This is a genomic window from Arthrobacter sp. 10N43 (genome assembly GCF_056394525.1).
Genome location: NZ_JBFTIA010000013.1, coordinates 46,297 through 70,900, shown reverse-complemented (window position 1 = coordinate 70,900; position 24,604 = coordinate 46,297). Strand labels below are relative to the sequence as shown.

Annotated in this window: 21 protein-coding genes, 1 tRNA gene and 1 riboswitch; of the genes, 10 read left to right on the top strand and 12 right to left on the bottom strand. The window is 66.3% G+C overall.

Translation table 11 applies throughout. The features are described from left to right. Positions 1 to 20: 20 nt before the first annotated feature. Positions 21 to 668, bottom strand: coding sequence for an ECF transporter S component (locus AC1DDO_RS19160; RefSeq protein WP_441409522.1), 648 nt, complete (start codon positions 666 to 668; stop codon positions 21 to 23). A gap of 65 nt (positions 669 to 733) precedes the next feature. Next, a riboswitch (TPP riboswitch) is annotated at positions 734 to 878 on the bottom strand. 187 nt (positions 879 to 1,065) lie between these two features. On the opposite strand from AC1DDO_RS19160, the gene AC1DDO_RS19155 reads away from it, so the two are divergent. Together AC1DDO_RS19155 and AC1DDO_RS19150 are read left to right on the top strand one after the other, a co-directional pair. Next, on the top strand, positions 1,066 to 1,602 hold the full coding sequence (locus tag AC1DDO_RS19155) for a heme-degrading domain-containing protein (protein ID WP_441409521.1): 537 nt from the start codon (positions 1,066 to 1,068) through the stop codon (positions 1,600 to 1,602). 41 nt (positions 1,603 to 1,643) lie between these two features. After that, positions 1,644 to 1,907 (top strand): DUF4235 domain-containing protein, encoded by a 264-nt coding sequence (locus tag AC1DDO_RS19150; protein WP_441409520.1) that lies wholly within the window; start codon positions 1,644 to 1,646, stop codon positions 1,905 to 1,907. A 109-nt stretch (positions 1,908 to 2,016) separates the two neighbouring features. On the opposite strand, the gene mnhG is transcribed toward AC1DDO_RS19150, so the two are convergent. The 6 genes from mnhG to AC1DDO_RS19120 are packed head-to-tail and all read right to left on the bottom strand — an operon-like array spanning position 2,017 to position 8,562. Further along, positions 2,017 to 2,400 (bottom strand): monovalent cation/H(+) antiporter subunit G, encoded by a 384-nt coding sequence (mnhG, locus tag AC1DDO_RS19145; RefSeq protein ID WP_476867942.1) that lies wholly within the window; start codon positions 2,398 to 2,400, stop codon positions 2,017 to 2,019. Then, a complete protein-coding gene (locus AC1DDO_RS19140; protein WP_441409518.1) occupies positions 2,390 to 2,668 on the bottom strand; it encodes an MrpF/PhaF family protein in 279 nt (92 codons plus the stop codon). Before AC1DDO_RS19140 ends, mnhG begins: the two co-directional genes overlap by 11 nt. Then, positions 2,665 to 3,210: a Na+/H+ antiporter subunit E gene (locus AC1DDO_RS19135; RefSeq protein WP_476867941.1), complete on the bottom strand. Its 546-nt coding sequence runs from the start codon at positions 3,208 to 3,210 to the stop codon at positions 2,665 to 2,667. The genes AC1DDO_RS19140 and AC1DDO_RS19135 overlap by 4 nt, the downstream gene beginning before the upstream one ends. Next, positions 3,207 to 4,868 (bottom strand): Na+/H+ antiporter subunit D, encoded by a 1,662-nt coding sequence (locus AC1DDO_RS19130; protein WP_476867940.1) that lies wholly within the window; start codon positions 4,866 to 4,868, stop codon positions 3,207 to 3,209. The genes AC1DDO_RS19135 and AC1DDO_RS19130 overlap by 4 nt, the downstream gene beginning before the upstream one ends. Beyond that, positions 4,865 to 5,488 (bottom strand): Na(+)/H(+) antiporter subunit C, encoded by a 624-nt coding sequence (locus AC1DDO_RS19125; protein ID WP_476867939.1) that lies wholly within the window; start codon positions 5,486 to 5,488, stop codon positions 4,865 to 4,867. The genes AC1DDO_RS19130 and AC1DDO_RS19125 overlap by 4 nt, the downstream gene beginning before the upstream one ends. After that, positions 5,485 to 8,562, bottom strand: coding sequence for a Na+/H+ antiporter subunit A (locus AC1DDO_RS19120; RefSeq protein WP_476867938.1), 3,078 nt, complete (start codon positions 8,560 to 8,562; stop codon positions 5,485 to 5,487). Before AC1DDO_RS19120 ends, AC1DDO_RS19125 begins: the two co-directional genes overlap by 4 nt. A gap of 235 nt (positions 8,563 to 8,797) precedes the next feature. Here AC1DDO_RS19120 and AC1DDO_RS19115 point away from each other — a divergent pair, with 235 nt between their 5' ends. The 3 genes from AC1DDO_RS19115 to AC1DDO_RS19105 are packed head-to-tail and all read left to right on the top strand — an operon-like array spanning position 8,798 to position 11,921. Continuing rightward, positions 8,798 to 10,198, top strand: a complete 1,401-nt coding sequence (locus tag AC1DDO_RS19115) for an MFS transporter (RefSeq protein ID WP_476972511.1) — start codon at positions 8,798 to 8,800, stop codon at positions 10,196 to 10,198. A 38-nt stretch (positions 10,199 to 10,236) separates the two neighbouring features. Further along, entirely contained in the window at positions 10,237 to 10,719 is a 483-nt protein-coding gene (locus AC1DDO_RS19110) for a cation:proton antiporter regulatory subunit (protein WP_441409512.1), read from the top strand. A 5-nt stretch (positions 10,720 to 10,724) separates the two neighbouring features. Further along, complete coding sequence (locus tag AC1DDO_RS19105; RefSeq protein WP_476972510.1) at positions 10,725 to 11,921, top strand: cation:proton antiporter; 1,197 nt, start codon at positions 10,725 to 10,727, stop codon at positions 11,919 to 11,921. A gap of 46 nt (positions 11,922 to 11,967) precedes the next feature. Here AC1DDO_RS19105 and dcd read toward each other — a convergent pair whose 3' ends face one another. The 4 genes from dcd to AC1DDO_RS19085 all read right to left on the bottom strand — a co-directional run bounded on the left by dcd (position 11,968) and on the right by AC1DDO_RS19085 (position 19,251). Beyond that, positions 11,968 to 12,543, bottom strand: a complete 576-nt coding sequence (gene dcd / locus AC1DDO_RS19100; RefSeq protein WP_441409510.1) for a dCTP deaminase — start codon at positions 12,541 to 12,543, stop codon at positions 11,968 to 11,970. 116 nt (positions 12,544 to 12,659) lie between these two features. Further along, a complete protein-coding gene (locus tag AC1DDO_RS19095) occupies positions 12,660 to 13,106 on the bottom strand; it encodes an SRPBCC family protein (protein WP_476972509.1) in 447 nt (148 codons plus the stop codon). Positions 13,107 to 13,264: 158 nt separating this feature from the next. Next, on the bottom strand, positions 13,265 to 18,577 hold the full coding sequence (locus AC1DDO_RS19090; protein WP_476972508.1) for a PKD domain-containing protein: 5,313 nt from the start codon (positions 18,575 to 18,577) through the stop codon (positions 13,265 to 13,267). After that, positions 18,574 to 19,251, bottom strand: coding sequence for a hypothetical protein (locus tag AC1DDO_RS19085; protein WP_476867933.1), 678 nt, complete (start codon positions 19,249 to 19,251; stop codon positions 18,574 to 18,576). The genes AC1DDO_RS19090 and AC1DDO_RS19085 overlap by 4 nt, the downstream gene beginning before the upstream one ends. Positions 19,252 to 19,952: 701 nt before the next feature. Here AC1DDO_RS19085 and AC1DDO_RS19080 point away from each other — a divergent pair. From AC1DDO_RS19080 to AC1DDO_RS19070, 3 genes are all read left to right on the top strand, one after another. Further along, a tRNA-Gly gene (locus AC1DDO_RS19080) sits at positions 19,953 to 20,026 on the top strand. A gap of 112 nt (positions 20,027 to 20,138) precedes the next feature. After that, entirely contained in the window at positions 20,139 to 20,288 is a 150-nt protein-coding gene (locus AC1DDO_RS19075; RefSeq protein ID WP_441411222.1) for a hypothetical protein, read from the top strand. Then, on the top strand, positions 20,285 to 21,445 hold the full coding sequence (locus AC1DDO_RS19070) for a N(5)-(carboxyethyl)ornithine synthase (protein WP_476867932.1): 1,161 nt from the start codon (positions 20,285 to 20,287) through the stop codon (positions 21,443 to 21,445). The genes AC1DDO_RS19075 and AC1DDO_RS19070 overlap by 4 nt, the downstream gene beginning before the upstream one ends. A 73-nt stretch (positions 21,446 to 21,518) precedes the next feature. Here AC1DDO_RS19070 and AC1DDO_RS19065 read toward each other — a convergent pair whose 3' ends face one another. Beyond that, positions 21,519 to 22,892 carry an MFS transporter gene (locus AC1DDO_RS19065; protein ID WP_476867931.1) on the bottom strand — a complete coding sequence of 458 codons (1,374 nt, stop codon included), beginning with the start codon at positions 22,890 to 22,892 and terminating at the stop codon, positions 21,519 to 21,521. Positions 22,893 to 23,033: 141 nt separating this feature from the next. Here AC1DDO_RS19065 and AC1DDO_RS19060 point away from each other — a divergent pair, with 141 nt between their 5' ends. Both AC1DDO_RS19060 and AC1DDO_RS19055 read left to right on the top strand, forming a co-directional pair. Then, the gene (locus tag AC1DDO_RS19060; protein ID WP_441411219.1) at positions 23,034 to 23,888 is read left to right on the top strand and encodes a LysR substrate-binding domain-containing protein; all 855 of its coding nucleotides are present in this window, start codon (positions 23,034 to 23,036) and stop codon (positions 23,886 to 23,888) included. Positions 23,889 to 24,319: 431 nt separating this feature from the next. After that, complete coding sequence (locus AC1DDO_RS19055) at positions 24,320 to 24,595, top strand: hypothetical protein (RefSeq protein WP_441411218.1); 276 nt, start codon at positions 24,320 to 24,322, stop codon at positions 24,593 to 24,595. Positions 24,596 to 24,604 lie beyond the last annotated feature (9 nt).

Here is a 24,604-nt window from a genome sequence, read left to right as displayed (position 1 = left end):
ATGTAGGTTCAGCAGTCGACTCAGGAGAAGACGGGCTCCGTGGCGGCCTTGCGGGAGGCAAAGGAGCCCAGCACGCCTGTCTTGGCCAGGCCTCGGGTGGCGAGCCAGGACAGTCCGCCGGCAATCACTGCACCGGAGATGGTGGTGAAGACGATGTAGGCGAGCTTGTCGCCGGCTTCGTAGGCGATGTTCCAGCCCCACGGGAGGAAGGAATCGTTCAGGCCGCAGAAGAGGCCCGCACCCGCCCCGGCCAGCAGAGATACCGGCAGGTTGAACTTCGTGTAGAGGAAGGCCGCGAAGACCAGCTCCGCGCCAAGGCCCTGCAGCACACCGGAGATCAGCACCGTGGTGCCGTACTGGGAACCCATGATGAGCTCGCCCGTGGCCGCCACGCTCTCGCAGAAGAGCGCCGCACCCGGCTTGCGGATGATGAGCATGCCCAATACGGCCGGAATCATCCAGCCGCCGGCGTAGAGTCCGCTGAGCGGCGGGTAGATGGCGTTGACCGGGGTTGAAATCAGGTTCGCGCCCTGGGACCAGGCCCAGAAGATGACGCCGCCGGCAACGGCGATCAAGGCGGCCACCACAATGTCCACCACACGCCAGGTGTAGTTGCGGCGGGCGGCTGGGCGGCTGGTGGAACCATGCTGTGCTGAAATATCTGTCATGTCGTCCTCCTGAGGAACAGGAGGGGAGGATGCTCCGGCCGGTTCGGCTTCCGCCGCCCTCCGCGCACCCTGAGATCTCGACTCCCTTGCGCCGGTACTAACCGGATCAGGTTCGAGGGTCTGCGGCTGTCCGCACTCTCAGCGCCCACCAGCGGTTTTCCCCGGATTTTTCCGGCGATGCCCGACGGCGGCGCTCCCCTGTCGTAAATTATTCTGCCCTTGTGGGCTGGCTCAGTTTACACCCGGACGGCCGGGTTTTCAGTGGCGTGCCGTCACAATCCGCGGCCGGGCAAAGCCGGTCGCCGCGGCCGGGAATTGCCGCTTGGTAGAGTCGACGTGTCGGACACCCGGACCCGCCTGCGGGCGGCCCAGTCACGCACCGGAAAGCTGGACTATTTTGACGCTCACACCAGATCCCTCCGGGGAATACGACCCCGATTCGAGCGAGCCGCAGCCGCAGGGATCCCTCGCGGCGCTCATCGGCCGCGTGCTGGCCGAGATGGAGGCCCTCCAGTTCGCCTCGTTCAGCAAGGACGATGCCCTGGACCTCGGACTCCTCCTCGTAGAGCTGGGCAGGCAACGCTCGCTGCCCATCGCCGTCGACATCACCAAGGGCGAGCAGGTGCTCTTCCACGCCGCGCTGGACGGCGCCACGCCGGACAACGAACGCTGGATCAACGCCAAGAAGCGCACGGCCATGCGTTACGAGGTCCCGTCCCTGCTGGTGGGCCTGCGCGCCCGCGCTGCCGGCGGCAGGATCGAGGACAACGCCTGGTTCGACCAGATGGAGTTCGCCGCCCACGGCGGAGCGTTTCCCATTTACGTCCGCGGCACGGGCGCCGTCGCGGTCGTCACCGTCTCCGGCCTGCCCCAGAAGGCGGACCACGATCTTGTTGTCGAGGCCCTGCGGAACGTCCTCACACCGGAACGCTAGGCTGGGGGTAGCCCCTGTTCCCGCCCCAAGGAGACCGAAGAATGACCATCCTCATCAAGCTGCTCGGCACTGGCGTCAGCCTCGCGGCCGGCTTTGCCGGCACCAAGCTGGTGGACACCATCTGGGAAAAGTCCACGGGCAACAAGCCGCCCAAGGGCCACGACGACGACGTCCCCACCACGCTGCGCACGGCATTGACGTTCGCCCTGATCTCGGCATCGGTCAGCGCCATCATCCAGGTGCTCGCCAACCGCGGCACGCAGCGGGCGATCACCCGCTTCTCCAAAACCCAGGACATCGTCTAAACAGGCATCGTATGGCCGGACATCGTCAGGGCGGCTCGGGCTGCGCGGACCTGGCTGGACGGACCTGGCTGGCCCCCTCCGGATTAGACGCTGCGGTCAGCCGTTTCGGTCAGCCGGCGTCGCCGTCGTCCGCTCCGTGCTTGGCGGCCGCCTGCTGGACCACTGCCTCGAGCTCGTCGGAGGTCAGCAGCTCCGGGTGCAGGTGCTTGGTCCGGTAACCGGCCCGGCCCACCATGTGGGCCGATACGGGGACGGTCAGCAGCTGGAAGAGCCACGCCACCACCAGCACGGGCCACACCCACCAGGTGCGCATCTGCAGGCCAAGGGCCGCCAGCAGCAGGAACAGTCCCAGGACCTGCGGTTTGGTGGCGGCATGCATCCGGCTCATGAGGTCCGGGAAGCGCAACAGCCCGACAGCGGCGCCGAGGGACATGAGGGCGCCGGTCACCATGAACACGGCCGAGACGGAGTCGATCACTGTGTCAGGATTCACGGACGCTCTCCCTCCGGTCGGCCACGAACCGGGCGAAGGTGACCGAGCCGACGAAGCCGATCAGGGAGATCGCCACCAGCAGCATCAGGTTGTTCAGGTGCCGGTTGGCAGCCATGTCGATGCACAGGGCCGCGCCGAAGATGGCCAGCAGCACGTCGGCGGCGAGGACACGGTCCAGCAGTGAGGGGCCCCGCGCGATCCGGATGATCGCCCCCAGCGCGGCAAGGGAAAGTACGACGGCGGTCACCGTCAGGACGATCTGCATCATGCGGTGACCTCCTGGGTAAGGGCGGAGAGTTCGTCTTTGGAGCCCATGATCCTGATCAGCCCCGCCTCGGTGTCCCGGACCTCCTTGCGCAGCTTGGCCGCGTCCTGGGCGTTGCGGACGTTGATGCCGTGGATGTAGAGCGTGGACGTGGACCTGTCCACCTCCACCACAAGGGATCCCGGAATCAGGGAGATCACGTGCCCGGTGGCCGTGACCAGGAGGTCGGAATGGCTCCGCAGCGGCACGGCGACGATTGCGCTGACGACTTTGGGGCCGCGGGCCACGGCGAGGTACAGGACCTGGAAGCTGGCCGCGACGACTTTTCCTAGGAAGATGAGGACGAAGGGGACGGCGCGGAGCACGTTGAAGCGGCCGCCGAGCTCCACCGGGGGCAGGTAGAAAATGCGTGCCACGAGCACGGCGATGAGGGCCCCGAAGAGGAGATTGCCGGGGCTGAAGTTCTGCCACAATGCGCCCCAGACGAAAACCAGCCACACCAGCAGCGGCAGTTCTTGGCGCAGCGAGATCCTTTTCCGGCTCATTTCCCGCCGCCCTGCTCCTGGACCTGGCCGGGCGGGGCCTGCCCTGGCTGGACCTGGCCTAACTGGACCTGACCTGGCACCGGCGGCACAGGTGCGTCCTGGCCCAGCACGGCATGGATGTAGGGGGACCTGTCCAGCATTTCTGCGGCGGACTGGTCTGCCACCCTGAACAGCGGTCCGGCAAAGACCGTCAGGGCCACGCCAAAGACCACCAGGCCCAGGGTGGAGCCCACCATGGTGCGCGGCAGCAGGGTTACGTTCGCCCGGCCGGCCCGGTCCCCGGTGGCGGAGTCCGCCGGGGCCGCCAGGAGCACCGGATCGGGGTGTTCGGCGTCCTCGGGCTTGCGCCAGAACGCCCGGTTCCAGACCCTCGCGATCGCCAGCAGGGTCAGCAGGCTGGTCAGCACGCCGCCGATCACCAGGGCGTAGGCCAGCGGCGTGCCCAGCTCGACGCCCGCCTGAAGGAGCCCCAGCTTGCCCAGGAAGCCCGAGAACGGCGGGATGCCGGCCAGGTTCATGGCGGGGATGAAGAACAGGACTCCCAAAACCGGGGAGAGTTTGGCCAGTCCGGCCACGCGGTCCATGGACGAGCTGCCGCCGCGGCGTTCAATCAGGCCGGTCACCAGGAACAGGCTGGTCTGGATGGTGATGTGGTGGGCCACGTAGAAGACCGCGGCGCCCAGGCCGGCCACCGTGGACATGGCCAGGCCAAAGACCATGTAGCCAATGTGGCTGACCAGGGTGAAGGACAGGAGCCTCTTGATGTCACTTTGGGCCAGGGCGCCGAGGATGCCCACCACCATGGTCAGCAGCGCCGCGACCATGAGCGGGGCGTTGAGCGCGTCGCCCGGGAAGAGCAGCGTCTCCGTACGGACCATCGCGTAGACGCCCACCTTGGTCAGCAGCCCGGCAAACACGGCGGTGACCGGGGCCGGGGCCGTGGGGTAGGAGTCAGGGAGCCAGAAGGACAGCGGGAACACGGCGGCCTTGATGCCGAAGGCCACCAGCAGCATGACGTGCAGCAGCGTCCGGGTGCCCTGGTCCAGGTCCCCGAGCTTGATGGCGAGGTCCGCCATGTTGATGGTTCCGGTGGCGCCGTAGACCATGGCGATCGCGATCAGGAACAAGACCGAGGACACGACCGAGACCACCACGTAGGTCACGCCGGCCCGGATGCGCGGGCCCGTTCCGCCGAGGGTGATGAGCACGTAGCTGGCCGTCAGCAGGATCTCAAAGCCGACGTAGAGGTTGAAGAGGTCTCCGGAGAGGAAGGCGTTGGACACCCCGGCCACCAGGATCAGGTACGTCGGGTGGAAGATCGAGACGGGCGCGTCACGGTCGCCGTCGGCCATGCCCTGTCCCGTGGCGTAGATCAGCACCGCAAGGCTCACGGCCGAGGACACCACGAGCATGAGCGAGGAGAACTGGTCCACCACCAGCACGATGCCCCAGGGCGGCAGCCATCCGCCGATGTTGACGGCGGTTGTCCCGCCGTCCCAGACGGACGCCAGCAGCAGGCATTCCAGCAGCAGGGTCAAAGACAGGAGGGCGATGCTGACCGCACGCTGGGCACGGGGGTAGCGGATCAGCAGGAACGTCAGGGCGGCGCCCAGGATGGGGAGTACGACGGCGAGCGGGGCAAAGCTGGCGATGTTCACTCTCCGCCTCCTTCCTGTCTGGGGTCCGGTCTGGTGCCCGGTCTGGGGTCAACGTTGAGGGAGCCGGGCTGTTCTTCGGAGGCGGCCTTGTCGGCCCGCACGGGGCGGTCGCCGGACATGACCGCGGCGCTGCTCCCTGCCCCGGCACCGGCAGGTGGACCGGCGGCCGTGGCCGCGGAGCCTGCGCCGTCGGAGCCGACCATGGCCAGCGGGAACTCCGAGGTCTCGACCGGGATCACGGAGTCGTCCTCGGCATCGAAGCTCGGCGTCTCCGCGACGCGGCGGTCCTCGGCGTCGTCCTGGATTTCGTCCTGGCGGGCCAGGACCCAGGTCCGGTAGATGATGCCCAGCATGAACGAGGTAACGGCGAAGGAGATCACGATCGAGGTAAGGATCAGGGCCTGCGGCAGGGGATCGTTGTAATCCCCGGCCGGGATACCCTTCTCGAACATCGGTGCCAGCCCGGAGTAGCCGCCGGTGGCGAGGATCAGCAGGTTGGTGGCGTTGGCCAGCAGCATCAGGCCCAGGAGCACCCTTGTGAGGCTGCGTTCAAGGATCAGGTAGATGCCGCAGGCGTAGAGCGCCCCCATGACCGTCAGCAAGGTCAGATTGACGCTCATGATCTCCCCTTGGCAGCAGTTTCGGCGTCGGTATTTTCGGCGACAGCATTTCCCGCATCAGCGTTTTCCGCTTCGGCGGGTTCCGCATCCGCGAGGCCGCCGGCGGCCTCCCGGTCTTCGGACGGTTCGGGCTGTTCCTCGAAGTGTTCATCGATCTCAGCGCCCAGGCTGCGCAGCACGTCCAGGGCAAGTCCCACCACCACGATGTACACGCCGATGTCGAAGATCGTGGAGGTGACGAACTTGATGTCACCAAAGACGGGCAGCCACAGCTCCACGATCGCGCTCTGGAACACCTGGCCGCCCAGCAGCAGCGGCGTCATCCCGGCGGCCGCCGCCGTGGCCAGGCCGATCCCCAGCAGCGTGCCGGCGCCGACGGGGGTGGCTTCGCGGAGTTCGAAGCGGCCGCCGGCGAGGTAGCGGATGGTCAGGGCGAGGCCGGCGGTGAGGCCGCCGGCGAAGCCGCCACCGGGCAAGTTGTGGCCGGCGAGGAGCAGATAGATGGAGAACACGATCATCGAGTGGAAAATGAGGCGGGTGACCACCTCGAAGATGATCGAGCGGCGTTCGGGCGCGAGGGTCCGGCCGGCCACCAGCCAGGCGTCCCGGGTGGCGGCAGCGAACCGCCGGTTCATCGCCAGGGCGGCGTCATCGCGGGTGCTGCCCCTGGCCCCGGCACGCCGGCCAACAGTGCCTTCCGCGACGGACGCGGACGCCCGGATGCGGTCGCCGCGGCCGCGGACGAAGATGAGGCTGGCCACGCCGGTGGCGGCCAGGGCCAGGACCGAGATCTCGCCAAACGTGTCCCAGGCCCGGATGTCCACCAGGGTCACGTTGACGACGTTGAGGCCGCCGCCGCCCTCGTAGGCCAGTTGCGGGAACTGCAGGGAAACCGGCGGCACCACCCGGGCGCCGAGGGCGTGGATGGCCACGAAAATCATGGTGACGCCGAAGGCCAGGCCGATCACCACCCGGATGACCCGGTATTTCCCTCCGGTGCGGTCGCGCAAGCCCGCGGGAAGGCTCCGCATGGCCAGCACGAACGCCACCAGGATGATGGTTTCGACCAGCATCTGGGTCAGCGCGAGGTCCGGTGCGCCCTGCAGCGCGAACATCAGGGCAATGCCGTAGCCGGTGACAGAGACCATCAGGACGGCCAGGAAGCGTTTGTTGGCGCGGACGGCGGCGAGCGCCCCGATCACGATCCCGGCGCCGGCCACCAGCTGCAGCGGCGAGCCGGGATCAATGAAGTACATATTCGGCGGCAGCGGCTTGTTGGCCAGCAGCAGCGCAGTCAGCGGCAGGGCGAACGCCACGGTCAGGATCACGGAGAGGTAGAAGAACAGCGAACCACGCTGGGTCCGTCCGGTGATCCAGACGGCGGTGTCGTCGAGGGCGCCGATCGTTTGCTGGTAAGCACGGTCGGCGTCGATCCAGCCCGGCACCCTCGACTGCACCCTGGACGCGGCGTTGCGTCCGTAGAACATGGCCAGGCCCAGGGCGAACGTCAGCGCGGTCAGGCCCAGGGCCGGGGTGATGCCGTGCCACAGCGCCAGGTGCCCGGGCGAGGACGTGGCGCCGCCGGCAGCGGAGCCGTCCACAAAGAGCGCCGCATAAGGCTGGACCCAGCCATCAACCGGGACGGGCCATAGTCCGTAGAGGACCGTCAGGAAGCTCAGGATGGCCGGCGCGGCCAGGAAGGCCGGTGTGATCGGCTTGAAGGCTGTGGGCTCCACGCCGGGCTTGAGGGCGAAGGCGCCCCACATGAACCGGGCGCTGTAGGCGAAGGTCAGGACGGAACCCACCACCAGGCCTGCCAGCAGCCAGGGCCCGGTTCCGGACTCGGAGCGGTAGTGCACAAAGGCCTCGAACACGGATTCCTTGGCAACGAAGCCGGCCAGCGGGGGGATGCCCGCCATCGAGGCCGTGCCGATCGCCGCCACGATCGCCAGCGCCCGGGCCGAGCCGTAAACGCCGGACAGCTCGCGGATATCCCGGGTCCCGGACTGGTGGTCGATGATGCCCACCACCAGGAAGAGGGTGGCCTTGAACAGCGCGTGCGCCACGAGCAGGGCGAGTCCGGCCAGCGCGGCCTCGGGGGTGCCGAGGCCCATCACCATGGTCAGGAAGCCCAGCTGGCTCACTGTGCCGTAGGCGAGGATGAGCTTGATGTCGGTTTGCCGGAGGGCCCGGTAGCCGCCCACCAGCATGGTGGTCAGGCCCAGGCCGAGCACGATCGGCAGCCACGGCGGGGCGTCGGCGAATCCGGGTGCCAGGCGGGCCACCAGGTAGATCCCGGCCTTCACCATGGCGGCGGCGTGCAGGTAGGCGCTTACGGGTGTGGGCGCGGCCATCGCGCCGGGGAGCCAGAAGTGGAAGGGCACCAGGGCGGATTTGGTGATCGCACCGATCAGAATAAGGATGACGGCGGCGCTCACGGCTCCCCCGGCCGGGCCGGCGAGCAGGGCGGGGGCCTCGTCCAGGATGGCCTGGATCCGGTAGGTGCCGGCGGATGAACCGAGGATGATCAGCCCCACGAGCATGGCCAGCCCGCCGGCGGTGGTCACCACGAGGGCCTGCAGCGCGGAGCGCCGGGCGGAGAGCCGGGTGCGGGCATAGCCGATCAGCAGATAGGACAGCACCGTGGTGAGTTCCCAGAAGATGAACATGAGCAGGAGGTCATCGGCGGTGACCAGGCCGAACATCGCCCCGGCGAAGGCCAGGAGCTGGGCGCCAAACCCGCCGAGGGAGTCGTCCTTGTCACTGAAATACCGGGCGCAGTACACCAGCACCAGCGCGCCCACACCCAGGATCAGCAGGGACATGACCCAGGCCAGGGCATCCATCCTGAACGCGAGATCCAGCTGCAGCCCGGGAATCCAGGGCACCACTTCGGTGATCGCCCCGGTGGGATCGCCTGCGTCTGAATAAATTGCGTCGTGCTGCAGAACCAGCCACACAAAGGAGCCCGCGGGGACCGCGGCGAGGGCGAAGAACGCGTTCCTGCCAAATTTCCGGAACAGCAGCGGGGCCACAGCAGCCACCGCAAACAGCACGGCAAGGACTGTGATCACTGGTGTCTCCGCAACGTCAGAATTTCGATTGTCAGCAAGTTGGAGCAGGCGGTTCATTTGTTAGGTTCGGTGCCGACAGTTTACCAAGCGTGTACAAATTCTTTTGGCCCGGACGCCGTTCACCGGACAATTCGTAGCAAAAACGAGACCGCAGCCAAACACTGCGTCGTAAGTCCCGCCGTTGGCCCGCCCTGCCGCCCCTCGGAGGACACCCCGGGCGGCTACCATTCAGGCTATGAACACTGCCGCCGCCCCAGAGGCCACGCGAGAGTCGGAACTGGAATCGGGAAGTCCCGTCTCGCGCAAGGGACGGATCCTGGCGTGGGCGGCCTGGGACTGGGGTTCTGCCGCCTTCAACGCCGTCATGACGACGTTCGTTTTCACCGTCTACCTGACGTCCAAAGCCTTCGGCGGGGAAGACCAGGCCTCGGCGGTCCTGGGCGCCGCGCTGGCCGTCGCCGGCGCAGCCGTCGCCCTGCTGGCCCCGGTCACCGGGCAGCGCTCGGACACCGGCGGCCGGCGCAAGATGTGGCTGGGAGTCAACACGGCCGCCGTCGCGCTCCTGACCGGGCTGTGCTTCTTCGTCTTCCCCCGGCCGGACTTCCTGATCCTCGGCGTCACCCTGATCGCGCTGGGCAACGTCTTCTTCGAATTCGCCGGCGTCAACTACAACGCCATGCTCGCCCAGATCTCCACACCGCGGAACATCGGAAAGGTGAGCGGCTTCGGCTGGGGCATGGGATATCTCGGCGGCATCGTGGCACTGCTGATCGTGCTCCAGCTCTTTGTGCAGCCCAGCTTCGACTGGTTTGGCGCCTCGACCGCTGACAGCCTGAACATCAGGCTCGTAGCCGTGTTCTCGGCCCTGTGGTTCTTCATCTTTGCCTTGCCCGTGCTGTTCGCGGTGCCGGAAGTGCCACGCGCCGAACGGGGCGCCGGCCTGGGGTTCCTCGCCTCCTATGGCCTGCTTGTCCGGCGGATCAAGGCCATCTACCGGACCAGCCCGCACACCATTTACTTCCTTCTCGCCAGCGCGATCTTCCGGGACGGGCTGGCCGCCGTCTTCACCTTTGGCGGGGTGATCGCGGCCGGCATCTTCGGCTTCGAGCTCAAGGACGTCATCTTCTTCGCCATCTTCGGCAACGTGGTGGCCGCCGTCGGCGCCATCTTCGGCGGCTTCCTGGACGACAGAGTCGGGCCCAAGGCCGTGATCATCGCGTCCCTCGCCGGCCTGCTGGTCGCGGGCACCGCAATCCTGGTGCTCGGCAACGACACCCACGAGGTCCTGGGCATGACCTGGACCGGGACCACCACGTTCTGGATTTTCGGCCTGTTGCTGTGCCTCTTCGTGGGGCCGGCCCAGTCCTCCTCCCGCGCCTACCTCGCCCGGCTCGCCCCGCACGGCGAATCCGGCGAACTCTTCGGCCTCTACGCCACCACGGGCCGGGCCGTGAGCTTCCTGGCCCCGGCCCTGTTCACCCTGTGCATCGCCGTGGCCACGCCGTTCGTGGCCACCGGGGAGGCCCAGCGCTGGGGCATCCTGGGCATCATGGTGGTGCTGCTCACGGGCCTGCTGGTGCTCCTGCCGGTCAAGGCCCCGGACAAGACCGAAATCGCCGTCGTCCCCGCGGCCTGAGGCGGCCGAAAATCCCGTTCGCACACTAGGCTGATGATATGAACGTGGATGAGACGGACCTCCCCGGCCTCGGCCGGCGCAAGGACTTCATGACTGCCTCCGGACGCCGGATCGGCGTGGTCGAGTACCGGGAGGGCCAGAGCGAACTCATCGTCTCGACCTGGGACGATCCGGACACATGCCAAGCCTCCATCCCGCTGACCGCGGACGAGGCCGCCACCCTGGGCAACCTCCTGGGCGGCCAGCGCATTGCCATGCAACTTTCAGAGGCCCACCGGGAAATCCCGGGCATCGTGACCCGGCAGTTTTCGATCAGCGCCGAGTCACCCTTCCAGAACCAGCCGATGGGCAAGGCGTGCATCCGGACCCGCAGCGGGGTCTCGATCGTGGCCATCATGCGCGAAGGGGAGGTCCTGCCCTCGCCGGGACCCGACGTCGTCCTTCACCCCGGTGACCTCCTCGTTGCGGTGGGAACGCAAGAAGGCCTGGACACGGCGGCCGGCATCCTTCGTAACGGATAAACGGCATGGATCCGCTCGCCCTGACCCTGATCGAGCTGGGGGCTGTCGTCTTCTGTCTCGGCCTGCTGGCCAGACTGGCCGGGCGGATCGGGATGTCCCCCATCCCGCTTTATCTGGTGGGCGGCCTCTTCTTCGGGGCCGGCGGCCTGGTCAAACTTGAAGGCATGCACGAGTTCGCCCATCTGTCCGGCGAGATCGGCGTGATCCTCCTCCTGCTTATGCTTGGCCTGGAATATACGGCAGCCGAGCTTGTCACCGGCCTCCGGAGGTCCTGGCAGGCCGGGGTCCTGGACCTGCTGCTCAATTTCCTGCCCGGCGCGGGGCTCGCGGTGATGCTGGGCTGGGGCGTCGTGGGGGCCATGGTGATGGGCGGCGTGACCTACATTTCATCCTCCGGGATCGCGGCCAAGGTGATCACCGATCTCGGCCGGATCGGCAACCGGGAAACCCCGGTGGTCCTGGCCATCCTGGTGTTCGAGGACCTGGCCATGGCCGTGTACCTGCCGGTTCTGACCGCCACGCTGGCCGGCGTCAGCTTCCTGATGGGCCTGCAGACCGTCGGCATCTCCCTGGCCGTCGTCACCCTGGTCCTGGTGGTGGCCCTGCGGCACGGCCACCACGTATCCAAGGCCGTGCACAGCGAGAACTCCGAGGTCTTCCTGCTCAACCTGCTGGGCGCGGCGCTGCTCGTGGCAGGGCTCGCCGCCGCCATGCAGGTCTCCGCCGCAGTCGGTGCGTTCATGCTCGGCATCGCGATTTCCGGCGCCACGGCCCACAGCGCCACCCGCGTCCTGGAGCCGCTCCGGGACCTCTTCGCCGCGATCTTCTTTGTTGTCTTTGGCCTCAACACGGACCCCCGGTCCATCCCGCCGGTCCTGGGCTGGGCGCTGCTGCTGGCCGTGGTGACGGCGGCCACCAAGGTGCTCACCGGGTTCTGGGCGGCGAAAAAGGCAGGGATTGGCATTCCGGGCCGCTTCCGCGCGGGGGCCGCCCTGATCGCCCGCGGCGAGTTCTCGATTGTGATCGCCGGCCTGGCCGTGGCCTCCGGCGTGGTGGCCTCGGAGCTGGCGGCCCTCGCCACCGCCTATGTCCTGATCATGGCGATCGTGGGGCCGCTGGCCGCCCGCTTCGTGGAGCCGTTCGTCCGGCTCGTGCGCCGTCCCGTGAGACGGCCGGAAGTCCGGACCACCGGGCAGGCATAGGGCTGATTCGGAGGGTCCGAGCCCGCCGGATCAGCGGCCCCGCGCCCTAGATTTTCGTGAGGTGGAAATTCTGGTGGCTGCGGCTCGCAGTGGGGCCGCGCTGGCCCTGGTAGCGGTTGCCGTACTCCCCCGAACCGTAGGGGAACTCCGCCGCAGAGGAAAGCCGGAAGAAGCACAGCTGGCCGATCTTCATGCCGGGCCACAGCTTGATGGGCAGGGTGGCCATGTTGGACAGCTCCAGCGTCACATGGCCGGAAAATCCGGGGTCGATGAAGCCCGCCGTGGAGTGGGTCAGGAGGCCGAGCCGGCCGAGCGAGGACTTGCCCTCGAGGCGGGCCGCAATGTCGTCCGGCAGCGTCACGGTCTCGTATGTGGAGCCAAGAACGAACTCCCCCGGGTGCAGGATGAACGGCTCGCCGGATTCCACTTCCACCAGGCGGGTCAGCTCGGGCTGCTCCTCGGCGGGGTCGATGTGGGCGTATTTGTGGTTGTCGAACAGCCGGAAGAATTTGTCGATCCTGACGTCCACCGAGGACGGCTGGACCATGGCGGGCTCGAACGGTTCGAGGACAATCCGCTGGGAGTCAATTTCGGTTCGAATGTCGCGGTCGGAGATCAGCACAAGTTCAAAAATACCGCACGGCGCCCGGCACGGCTTCACAGGCGCTGCACGGACGCGCCCGGCCGCCCAGTGTTACTTTCCCGGCGCCAGCACCTGCCACCCGGCACCCGGCACCTTTATTCCGCAACGGGCATATCTTCGAGGACAGTTTTGAGCCGCTCGAGCTGGCCCACCTCGGCCTTCATCCGCCGGCGGAACGGGTTGGTCACCCGGACCATAAATCCCTTGGGTTCGTAGTTCAGGGCGAACCGGACCCGCGTGTTGGGACCCTCGGTGCTCAGGTAGTAGCCGCCGTGCGGCCGGGCCGGCCCGACGATGACCTGGTACTGGATCTCGGCCCCCATCCGGGCCTCGATGATTTCGAAGTCCGCCGCCACGGGGCGCCCGCCGGGCCCGGCAATCGTCTGCCGGTACACGGCACCTTTAGCACCGGCGGCGCCGGAGAGTAGCTCCACGCTCCGCACGCCTTCGCGCCACATGGGCAGATGGCCCGGGTCCAGGAGGAAGTTGTACACACTCAGGGCGTCACGGTGGATGATGACGTCGTACTCTGCGAATGCCACGAAAATCCTTGCTCGGCGGAGGGCAAAATGGGCGTAGCCCGCTTCCCCCGAACTGCGGCTAACCATTTCAGGATAGACAGCATGGCCTGCCAGTTCCGCAGCGACCCAGGGCCTTTACCGAAGAGTTACGGGGCCGAAGAATCCCCCTCAGATGCCGGCTAACCGAGTTTAGTGACGGCGTACTCGTCAAATCGCACGATGACGGGTGTGTTCAAGGCTGTGCTCGAAACGTACGTTACGAGGCCCGTGGTGCCAGCTGCCTGCAGCGCCAGTTCCGCATCGGTGGTCGAAATCTGCCATGCGGCTGGCTCGGTTGCGCCCACTTTCCAAACTTTGGCCCTGATCTGCGTCGGAGTGGTTCCCGTGACCTGCACTCTCACCTGCAACTGATCGGCCACCGTATAGGTCAGGCCCGCTACTGCCTTCGACACCAGTGACGAGGTTGCCCCGTTGATTAGTTTGGTGGCCTCGAGGGTCACACCACCGGTTGCCGAGACCTTGACCTTGGCGGCATATTCACCAACAGTTCCTACGTGCCGCCCGACGACACTGACTAACGTTCCCCCGCCATTCGCCACCTTATTGAGGGATAGCTTGACGGAAGTTTCGGCAGAGCTTGACGACACGCCATTCAGGTAGGCAGCCGGACCAGCGGCCGGCTTTGTCAGCGTCACGCTGCCTAGCCCATTGCCCACCGAGAAGTAGGAGGCCGAGCCGTTCAAGGTCCACACGCCGCCCCGATCGGCGCTGCCCCAACCTGCGGCAACGGACCGCCCAAACCCATCCTGGGCCAGAATTTGGTTTCCGGCAGCGGTGACTGTGACGGGATGGGTTGCCGAGGCACTTGCGCCTCTGTTGTCCGTGACGGTCAGTTTCACCTGATAGGTCCCGGCCGCCGCGTAGTTGTGCGCCGGCCTAACGCCGGCGCCCGCCGTCGACCCGTCACCGAAATCCCAGCCGTACGAAGCGACCGTGCCATCCGGATCCGAGGACCCCGAGCCGTCGAACGACGCCGCCAGGTTCACCGCCGAGGAGGTAAAAGCCGGTGCGGGCGGCTGATTCAAGGAGGCCCAGATGCTGGTTATGGGAGTGGCAGACACAGTGTTTCCGTTCGACCCCAGCCCGTACGCTTCCTGCAGGGTACGCAAGACGTTGTAGTGGTCGGTCCGGTCCGGATACTGTCCCTGCCGGACGCGCTGTCCGCTAAAGATCGTCGCAATTTGATTCGTGGCATCGCCCTCATCCCACGTCAGGATCAACAGACTATTGTGCTGCCCAGCCCACGTTGCGTAGGCACCCAAATTGCCCTGCAGCCAGGTGTCCGCCTGGGCGATCGTTCCGTCATGCATATCGTTCTGCAGGTTGGGAATGACAAACGACACGGTGGGCAGAGTTGTGTAGTCGGTCGGGATGGCCGTCAGTGGCTGATTGACTGCCGCTGGCAGCGACGGGAAGTTCGTCCAAGGGCTGTGCTTGCGGGCATACGCACCGCTGGTACAACCCATGAAACCGACGCTCGGCAGGGACTCGGAATACCCGACAAAGCTCAGCTGCTTGGCATTTAGCTGGCCGGCCAGGTTGGTCGCCGAATATGTATTGGGGCAACTGTCGTCGGTCAGACCTTGAGTGGCACCCGAGAAAAGCGCGAGATAGTTCGGCTCACTCGGATGCGTCACGCCGAACGACTGTGTCATCAAGGCTCCGTTCGAAGCCAGCGAATTGATGTACGGGGCGTCGGGGTTTCCGATTATTGACGCCGCGGACTCATTCTCCATGACCACAACCACCACATGGTCGGGTCGGGGAACAGTTCCTGCCGCCGCTATCGCGGCGGGGTTCGTCACCGAGGCCGTGGCGCCTTTGTTATCCGTGACCGTCAGTTTCACCTGGTAGGTCCCGGCCGCGGCATAGGTATGAGACGGCTTCCCCCCGGCACCCGCCGCTGACCCGTCGCCGAAGTCCCAGCTGTACGAAGCAACCGTGCCATCCGGATCCGACGCACCCGAGCCGTCGAACGACGCCACCAGATCGGCAGACGACGTCGTGAACGCCGCTGCCGGCGGCTGATTTTGTACGACGATTACCGGATTCGTCACCGAAGCCGTGGCGCCCTTGTCGTCCGTCACCGTCAGCTTCACCTGGTAGGTCCCGGCCGCCGCGTAGTTATGCGCCGGCTTCACCCCGGCACCCGCCGCTGACCCGTCGCCAAAGTCCCAGCTGTACGAAGCAACCGTGCCATCCGGATCCGAGGACGACGAGCCGTCGAACGACGCCACCAGGTCAGCGGACGACGTCGTGAACGCAGCCGCCGGCGGCTGGTTGGGAGCAATCCCGACGCTGCCGATCGCGTGATGGTTTCCCACAACGTCTGCGGACAATTCAGTCGGGTAAATGGCGACTTCGTCGATCAGGCCGGAGAAGTACGGCTGGGGACCCCACGTATTGTCGCTTCCAACCCTCCAGTAGCCGTCATAGGCCTGCGCCTGGGTCTGGGGGTTGGTGCCGACGAGGGCACCATCAACGTACAGCTTCATGCCGTCCGCGGCCTGTGTCGCCACCAAGTGGTGCCACCGGCCATCGTTGTAGCCGTTCGGCGAAGTGACCGTGTTTGGGTTTCCGGTCCAGACTCCGAAAGTGAGCCGGCCGTCGTTCTCCATGTAGACGTGCCGGTCGTAGCCGCTGGACAGGCCCGTCGCCGCGTTCCCGAATCCGATCAGCTTGCCGCCGTTGGTCGTCGTGGTGTTGAACCAGAGCTCCTCCGAATATGTTGTGGGATTGCTGAACTGCGCATTGCTGGAGAGAAGGCCGGTGCTCCCGTCGAAGCTGGCCGCGGTATTGGCGGTTCCTGCTACAGCTCCGGGGGCGCCGAGCGTTACTCCGCTGACGTAGGTTCCCGAGTTTCCGTTGACGCCGCTGTCGGCCGCTATTGAGCCGTTGGTTTCCCCGAGCCTCCAGTAGAGATCGGGACCTGCGTCGAAGACCGCTTTGCCGTAGGCGTCCGCGGGTGCAACCGGGATGTCCAACGTCCGTCCCGAGGCGGTGAAGTGGCCCTGGACTTGCTGAAGGGTGAGGACCGAGGGGTAAAGCGAGACATCGTCGATGCTTCCCTGGAAGTAATTGCTGGCCGGACCATTGGGCCACCCGCCCAGGTTGTCCCCTCCAACACGCCAGTACCCCGAGTAGGCCTGTCCCGATGTGACATCGGACCGGTGGCCGACCCGCTTCCCGTCCACATAGAGGGCCATCCCCGTCGTTCCGAGGCTTGCCACGATTTGGTGCCACTGGCCGTCGTTGTAGGTGCCGCTGCTGTTGAGCGTCTGCACGCCTCCGGGGTAGACGCCAAACCAGATATGCCCTGCATTGTCCATGTATACGTGGCGGTCATAGCTGCCCGAATCCCCCGTGGCGCTTGACCCGAACCCAAGGATCTTGCCGCCGCTGGTGGAGGTTGTGTTGATCCACGACTCGACCGTGAAGGTGTCCGGCCCGGGGACAGGAGTCCGGGTTGAGGCGAAGCCGGCGCTGGTTCCATCGAAGGTGGAGGCCTTGTCCGAATCACCAAGGATTGCCCCGCCGGCCCCGCCGCTGATGCCGGTTCCCGGGGCGAGGTCGTTCCAGCCTGCCCAGTCGACCACGCTGCTGCCGCTGGCCTGGTCCAGCCGCCAAAAGTCCAGCGCGCCGTCGTTGAGAACCTTGGTGGTGTAGTTGCTGACGGCACCCGATGCGGCCACCGTGATGCTCACGCCGTCGGACTTGGCGATGTTTCCGAACGGGTCGCTGGCGAATACGCGGTACGTGTGGGTGGATCCGGGCACCAGTCCGGAGTCTATGTATCCCATGCCTGGACGGCTCCAGAAGGTTGACTCCTGCGTTGTCGTATAGATCGGGGCCGCGGTCTTGTTGTCGCGGATCACCTGATAGGTCAGGTGCTCATTGTCCCGGTCCCAGTCGGCCTGCCAGGAGAGCCGGGCGGTCCCAGCTGCTGTCGAGATCACCGAAGGGTTGAGCTTGGCCCCCGTGACCCGCGGCCCCTCCTTGTTCGGGGCTATTTCCTTCACGGCGAACCGCACCAGCCCCTGTTGCGCCGAACTGTTGACGTTCTTGAACTCGCCTCCCATCACCACGTACTGGGAGTTTCCGGTCACGGCCCACGGACCCTGGTTCTGGCCCGTTACCGTTCCCGTGTCGAGGTCGGGAAACCAATTGAGGAGCGACGGCGACGGGTTCCCGGCGAAGTTGTAGTACCCATAGGGATCATCCGTGATGGTCCCTGTCGCGTCCTTGCCAAATGCCAGTCCGCGATGGAACCCCCAGGGGGTTGTCTGGGGGAAGCCGCCGATGTTGCCGCAGTAGTGCGAGTGGCCGACGGCGTAGACCGCCGAGGCGGCCGCGTAGACCCCATAAGTGTCCCCGTGGCAGTCATCCACCCATTTGATGGCGCCGTCGCTCCAGTTCGCGGAAAACACGCCTTCCAGGTTTCCTCCGGTGCCGAAGACATAGCCGGAGCCGTAGACGTTGGTGCTGTCCGAGGAAAGGCTAAGGATTGCCGCCTGCGGGCCTCCGTCGCGGATGAGGTTGTTCGCTCCAAACGGGAGCAGTGCGCCGATTGTTGAATCAACCGATCCGAGCCCGTACCCAGGATTGGATGATCCGTTCAGGGTTGTGAACGCGCCCCCGATGACCACCTGCGTCTTGTCCGGAGACAGGACCAGGGCGTTGACTTTTCCGCCGGCGACCGGATGCCACGGGAGCAGCGCGCCGTCAGTGGGGCTGGCCGCCGCCAGGTTCTGCCGCGACGCCTGCCCCACCGCCCCGAACAACCCGCCCATGTACACCGCACTTGAGGTGGCGACGATGGCTCGAACAGAGGAAGCAACCTTCGGCAGGAAGCTGGTAATGAGCTGGCCAGTGACCGCATTGAGGGCGGCCACACGCCACACGGTGGTGCCGTTGACCGCGGTGAAGTCCCCGCCCACATAGATGCGGGACCCATCTGGGGACGCAGCGACGGACAGGGCCTGGGCATTCAGGCTGGGAGCGAAGGAAGTGATCAGTGCGCCGGTGCGGATGTCGTAGGCAAGAATGTTGTTTCGTGGCACGGTGTTGGTGCCTGGGGCGGAACCGGCGGGTCGCGCGGTGCTGAACTTTCCGACCACATAGACCGTGTTGCCCACCACGAGCTGCTGCCACGCCACGCCATCAATCTGGGCGGTGGGCAGCGCATCAGCTGACACGGTCACCGGGGTTGCCGGGCTGGCGGGATCCACGGGAGCCGTATCCGCGGTGGCCGCGGGAACTGGCAGTATTGCGATCGCCACCATCATTGCGGACGACACGATCATCACAAACAATCCCTTGGCGGCCCGCAGCAAGGACGGCCTTGGCCGAGCCTGTGCCCGCTTGGTGGGTTGCCAGTTTCCTTCCTGCCGCGGCTGCTCGGGAAAACTGTGGGACCTCTGCTCGATGCTCATGACTTCCCCTCCGACGTTGTGGCGGCACCGACGAAGGCCAAGATGGGTGACGTCGCCTGGTAGTTCAGATAGATGTGAACCTGGTCGCGCTGATCCGGCGGCACCAGGAAGACGTAAACGGCCGAGACGGTGGCCCCGGCCGCTGCGGACGCGGGAAACTTTGTTGCGCCAGGTCCGCTCAGTTGAAGGGCCGGGAGTTTGTCCGCTCCGGCCTCGACGTTGACAAATGCGTCCGCGAGCGACACGGTCTGGCCGGACTGGTTGCGGACTGAAACTGTAAAGCGAATTGCGGGGCCGGCAATCTCGCCGGGTCCTGTGGCCTCCCCGGTCACCGCTTCAATGCCGGCGACTGTGGCGGTCACGCCCGGCTGCAGTGCTGCTGCGCCGCCAAGGGCAACGGGTGCGGAAACGAGCTGCGGGCTGGCGGCAAGCTCTGCCTCGGACCTGCCCGCCAGGGCTGATGTGGCCGGCCCGGGAGCCGCAGGTTCTCCGGGTGCCGGCCCTGCAATGGCTGGCGCCGGGTCTGTGGCCGGGGGTGTCGCATCCGCCGGCGGACGCGCAGTCGACGGCGGGGGCGCCGGGACGCCGCCGCGCGTCGTGTCCACCACGCTTGCTGGAGCTCCGGAGACGGCCAGGCCGGACCCCCAGACACCTCCGCCGATCAGAATCGCCACCAGGACAAGTCCGATGGCAAACAGCTTCTTCCGTGTTTGCTGCCCGCCCCCGCCGCTCACGAGGTTGATCGACTTTCGTCCGGGATCTGGCCGCGTGCGCCCGCCAAGGCAATGCGCACCGCTGCACACCCAGGAGCTGCCTTCTTCACTTTTACCCCCACGAGCTACCTGCTTCGATGATCGAGACCGTGCTGAGACCATGCTGTTGATCGAGACCGCGAGACCACGCTGAGACCGAGACCGCGAGACCGTGCGGAGACCTTGCTGAGACCTTCCACCGGCTGAGCCGGCTGTGATCTCCCAAGTAAAATCGATGACTGCAGGCCGCACACGAGTGTGCGCTACCCCTCCTTGATTTCCTGACCACTATCACCGGCGGCACGAAGTACGCGGATCTGAGACGTGACTACCTGTTGGACCGCGGATTTGGTCGCGGAACCGTCTATCGGCAAAAGTCCGCGCGGCCGGAGGCGGACACGGCACACAGCGCCCGCGGCCCGGTGTTTAACGAGCGCGCCAGACTGGGGTAATGTAAATCTCGTTGTTTCACCGGGTTGTTTCACCGGGTTGTTTCACCGGGTTGTTTCACCGGGTTGTTTCACCGGGTTGTTTCACCGGGTTGTTTCAGCGGGTTGTTTCACCGGGTTGTTTCACCGGGTTGTTTCACCGGGGCAGAGTCCGGCATTTTGACTGTCCCCACTGCGGCTGTAGCTCAATGGTAGAGCGCTAGCTTCCCAAGCTTGATACGCGGGTTCGATTCCCGTCAGCCGCTCCACATCATCTTCCGCGATCCCCTCGGCCCCTGCACCGCTCCCCGGGCTCCCATTAGGTTGCTACCTGTATGGTCAGAAGTCAGGAACCTCTTCGGTTCCGCTACAGGAGCAAACATGGCTGACAAGTCCCCCCGTCAAGCAGCATCCAAAAAAGCCGGCAAATCCATTAAGGAAAAGCGCGCTGACAAGAGGGCCGCTGCTGCGCCGGCCAGCTCCCTGGACAAGGTGACCGCGGCGAAGACGGCGAGCCCCAAAAAGAAGTGACCGGTTCCTCGAACCACCTCACCCTCGGCATCCTCGCCAGCACACGCAAACCGGACGAGCGACGCCTCCCCATCCATCCCCTGCACCTGGACCGCATCGCGCCGGAAATCCGGGAACAGCTGATCCTCGAGGAAGGCTACGGCGAACGCTTCGGCCTTTCCGATGCCGAGCTTGCGCCGCTCGTGGGGCGCATCGCACCGCGAAAGCAGCTGCTGGCGGCGGCCGATGTCGTCCTCCTGCCCAAACCGCAGCCCGAGGATCTGGCCGAACTCCGGGACGGGCAGGTCCTCTGGGGCTGGCCGCACTGCGTCCAGGACCGGGCCATCACCCAGCTGGCGATCGACAAGAAGCTCACGCTCATCGCCTTCGAGGCCATGAACCACTGGGCCAGCGACGGCGGTTTCGGCCTGCATGTTTTCCACAAGAACAACGAGCTCGCCGGCTACTGCTCCGTGCTGCATGCCCTGGCGCTGACCGGTTCCACCGGAGACTACGGCCGCCGGTTGAGCGCCGTCGTGATCGGCTTCGGGGCCACCGCCCGCGGCGCTGTCACGGCGCTGAATGCCCACGGCGTCCACGACGTGCAGGTGCTCACCAACCGTGGCGTTGCCGCGGTTGGCTCACCGATCCATTCGGTCCGGATCGCGCAGTTCGACCACGACAGCGAGGCGCCGTTCCTGAGCGAGGTCATCACGGAGCGCGGTCGAGTGCCGCTGGCACCGTTCCTCGCCGCGAGCGACATCGTGGTCAACTGCACGCTGCAGGACCCCAACGCACCGCTGACGTATCTGCGCACCGAGGACCTGGCCGCCTTCCGGCCGGGCAGCCTGATCGTGGACGTATCCTGCGACGAGGGCATGGGCTTCAGCTGGGCGAAAACCACCACGTTCGCCGAGCCGATGTTCCAGGTGGGTCACCATATCGACTACTACGCCGTGGACCACAGCCCGTCCTACCTCTGGAATTCCGCCAGCTGGGAAATCAGCGAAGCGTTGCTGCCGTTCCTCGAGACCGTGGTCTCGGGCCCTGAAGCGTGGGACGCAAACGAGACCATCCGCCGCGCCATCGAAATCCGCGACGGCGTGGTCCTGAACCCGGATGTGCTGCAGTTCCAGCAGCGAGGCCCGGAGTTCCCGCACCTCCCCCTGGCGGTCTAGGGGTTTCTGCGCTGGAATAGGACAGCCGCTGCGTGGATCCACGCGGCGGCTGTCCTATTCCGGCGCGAAAAGGCTACGGTGCTGCGGTTGCCTGCCGTCCGTCCGAAGTCCGGACGATCCGCAGCAACCGGCGCCGGTCCTTCAAATCCACCTTGAGCATGAGCTGCCCGCGCCGCGCGAGGACGACGGCGATGGTCGCGGCGGCCAGCAACGGCACGCCCCCGGAGATCAGGACGGCGGTGTGCGGGTTCGTGTGCTCGGCGAGCCAGCCGATCATCGGGCCGCCGATAGCCTGCCCGCCGATCAGCACCATGATGTACAGGCTCATGACGCGCCCGCGGATGGCCAGGTTGGCGCTGACCTGGACCAGCTGATTCGCGGCGGTCAGGAACATAAGGCACCAGAAACCGGCGAGCACCATGACAACGCCGAACCAGGGCATCGACGGCGCCGCGGATGCCAGGCACAGCATGAGCCCGTACATCCCCGCACCCAGCACCACCGAGCGCAGCCGCAGGGCACGCCGCCGGGCCGAGGTGACGGCGCCGGCCAGCGCCCCCAGGGCCACGAGGGTGTTGAGCAGGCCGTAGCCGCCGGCACCGGCGTCGTACACGTGGTCGGCGAACGCCGCCAACAGCACCGGCAGGCTCATCGCGAACACGGCAATGAAACCGGCCATCAGCCACGGCCAGTAAATGGTCGGCTTGCTGAGCGCGTAATCCAGCCCTTCCTTCAGCATGCCCCGGCGCTTGGGGGCCGGGACGCTGACATGCAGCTGGTCCTTGCGCAGGCTCAGGAGCATGGCCACCGTGAAGCAGCAGGCCACGGCGTTGGCGGCAAAGGCCCAGCCGGCACCCACGGCGGTCAGCAGGATACCGGCGATCGCGGGACCGATCAGCCCGCCGAGCTGGAAGATCGTGGAGTTCACGCTGATCGCGTTCCGCAGGTAGCGGGGGCCCACGAGTTCGTTGACGAACACCTGGCGGGCGGGCTGGTCCAGCACGGTGACCAGGCCCAGCAGCAGGGCGATCGCGTAGACGTGCCCCACCTCGATCCGCTGGCTAAGCGCCAGGACGGCGAGGGCCGCGGCCAGGGCGGCGGCCACCGACTGGCACAGCATGAGGATTTTCCGCTTCGCGAACCGGTCCGCCATCATGCCGGCCCACGGGCCCAGGAACAGGGACGGCAGGAACTGCAGGGCCACGGTGATGCCGACGGCGGTGACGGAACCGGAGAGCTGGAGCACCAGCCAGTCCTGGGCGATCCGCTGCATCCAGAGCGCGATCACGGCGATGAAGTGTCCGATCGCGAAAATCCGGAAGTTGCGGACCTTCAGCGAAATAAAGGTGTGGCGCCACGGAAGGCGCTCGTTGACGACGGCGATGGGTTGGGTGATGGTGTCCGGCAGGGAAGCTGCGTTTGCCTCTAGCGGCGGAGGGGGTGCCACGGAAAAGTCCTCTAAAAGAGCGGGTGAGTGGGATGGACTTAACGCTAGGCTGGCCCCAGGAGATTATGGAAGCGTATTCCCCGCATAACTAGCATTACGAAACGCAATGCCGCGTTGGCGGCACCCGATCCGGGAGACCCCATGTTCGAACCCGCCCAGCTGCGCTCCTTCCTGGCCGTGGCCGAAACCCTGAGTTTCACCAAGGCCGCCGAACGCCTCGGCCTGGCCCAGCCCACTGTCAGCCAGCATGTCCGCAAACTCGAGTCCGCCGCCAAGCGGGTGCTGATCGCCCGGGATACCCGGGATGTGCGGCTGACGGACAACGGCGACGCGATGGCCGGATTTGCCCGCAGCATCCTCGCCGCGCACGATGCCGCCAGCCGCTACTTCTCCGGATCCGCCATGCGCGGCCGCCTGCGCTTCGGCACGGCCGACGACCTCGCCATCACCGGGCTGCCCCGCATTCTCCGGGAGTTCCGGCAGATTTATCCGCAGATCAACCTCGAGCTGACGGTGGGCCAGAGCGATCAGCTCTACAAGCGCCTCAACGCGGGGCAACTGGACCTCGTATTTGTGAAATGGGTGGCGGGGGCCAAGGACGGGACCGTGGTCCAGCAGGACGCCTTCGCCTGGGTCGGCCTGGAGCAGACCGTACTGGATCCGGGCGATCATGTCCCGCTGATCGCCTATCCCTCCCCCAGCCTGAGCCGGAAACTGGCCATCGATGCCCTCGAGGCCACCGGCCGCACGTGGCGGATCACCTGCACCACGCGGCAGATCAGCGGCGTCCTGGCCGCTGTCCGGGCCGGGATTGGGGTGGCCGTCATGCCCTCCTCCCTGGTGCCGGAAGACCTGAAAATCATCACCCGCCGCTTCGACCTGCCGCCGGTGGGTGACGTGGACTTCACTCTCATCCGCAACCCGCTGGCCAATACCGAGGTGATCGATGCCCTCACCCAGGCGATCGTGGGCCGGACCCTGAAACGCCCGGCCTGACGCCATGCCTGATCCCGGCCTGACGCCGTGCCTGACGCCAGCCTGGAGTGGGGTTTGCCGAGCGGATTTGCCGCTGGGCGGCCGTGGGGGCGGGGCGCGAATCCGTCCACGGTACCTACGCGGGGGGCTACCCGGGCGGCGGCTGTACTTACTTGACCATTGAACGGTACAGGTACTTCATCTATCCTGACATTACTCAAGATCAACCGTTCGAGGTCAAGCAGAGGCCCACGACAACGATTTCGATTAACGAACGCTGTCCGTCGCTGCCGCATGGCTGGCGCCGCGGCGTTCGGGATAGGCCGACAATGATGCCAGCCATAAACCGCTCACGCCCCGCCGCACCAGTTGCCGCCCGCCCGACACGGACCGGCCACCCGGTAACTGTGCCGGCGCATCCGGCGGCGCCAGTTCACCACCCGGGCACCCCGGTGCAGCATTCCAGCACCGCCCAGCACACGGCCGCGGGCCACCGGGGAATTCGCCCGGCCACCCTGGCGGAATCCGAATATGTGGCCAGCCCGTACTGCGAACGCTGCGGCACGGACGAGTTCATTTACCTGGAGACCTTCGTCCCGGCCACGCACCGCAGGGACGGCTCCGTCAGCAAGCTCGGCGAAGTCACGTACTTCTGCTCGGGCTGCGATGACTTCTCCGCCCACGCGGTCCCGGCCTCGTGGGTTCCGCCGGGCTGGTACTTCGGCTAATACTTCAGC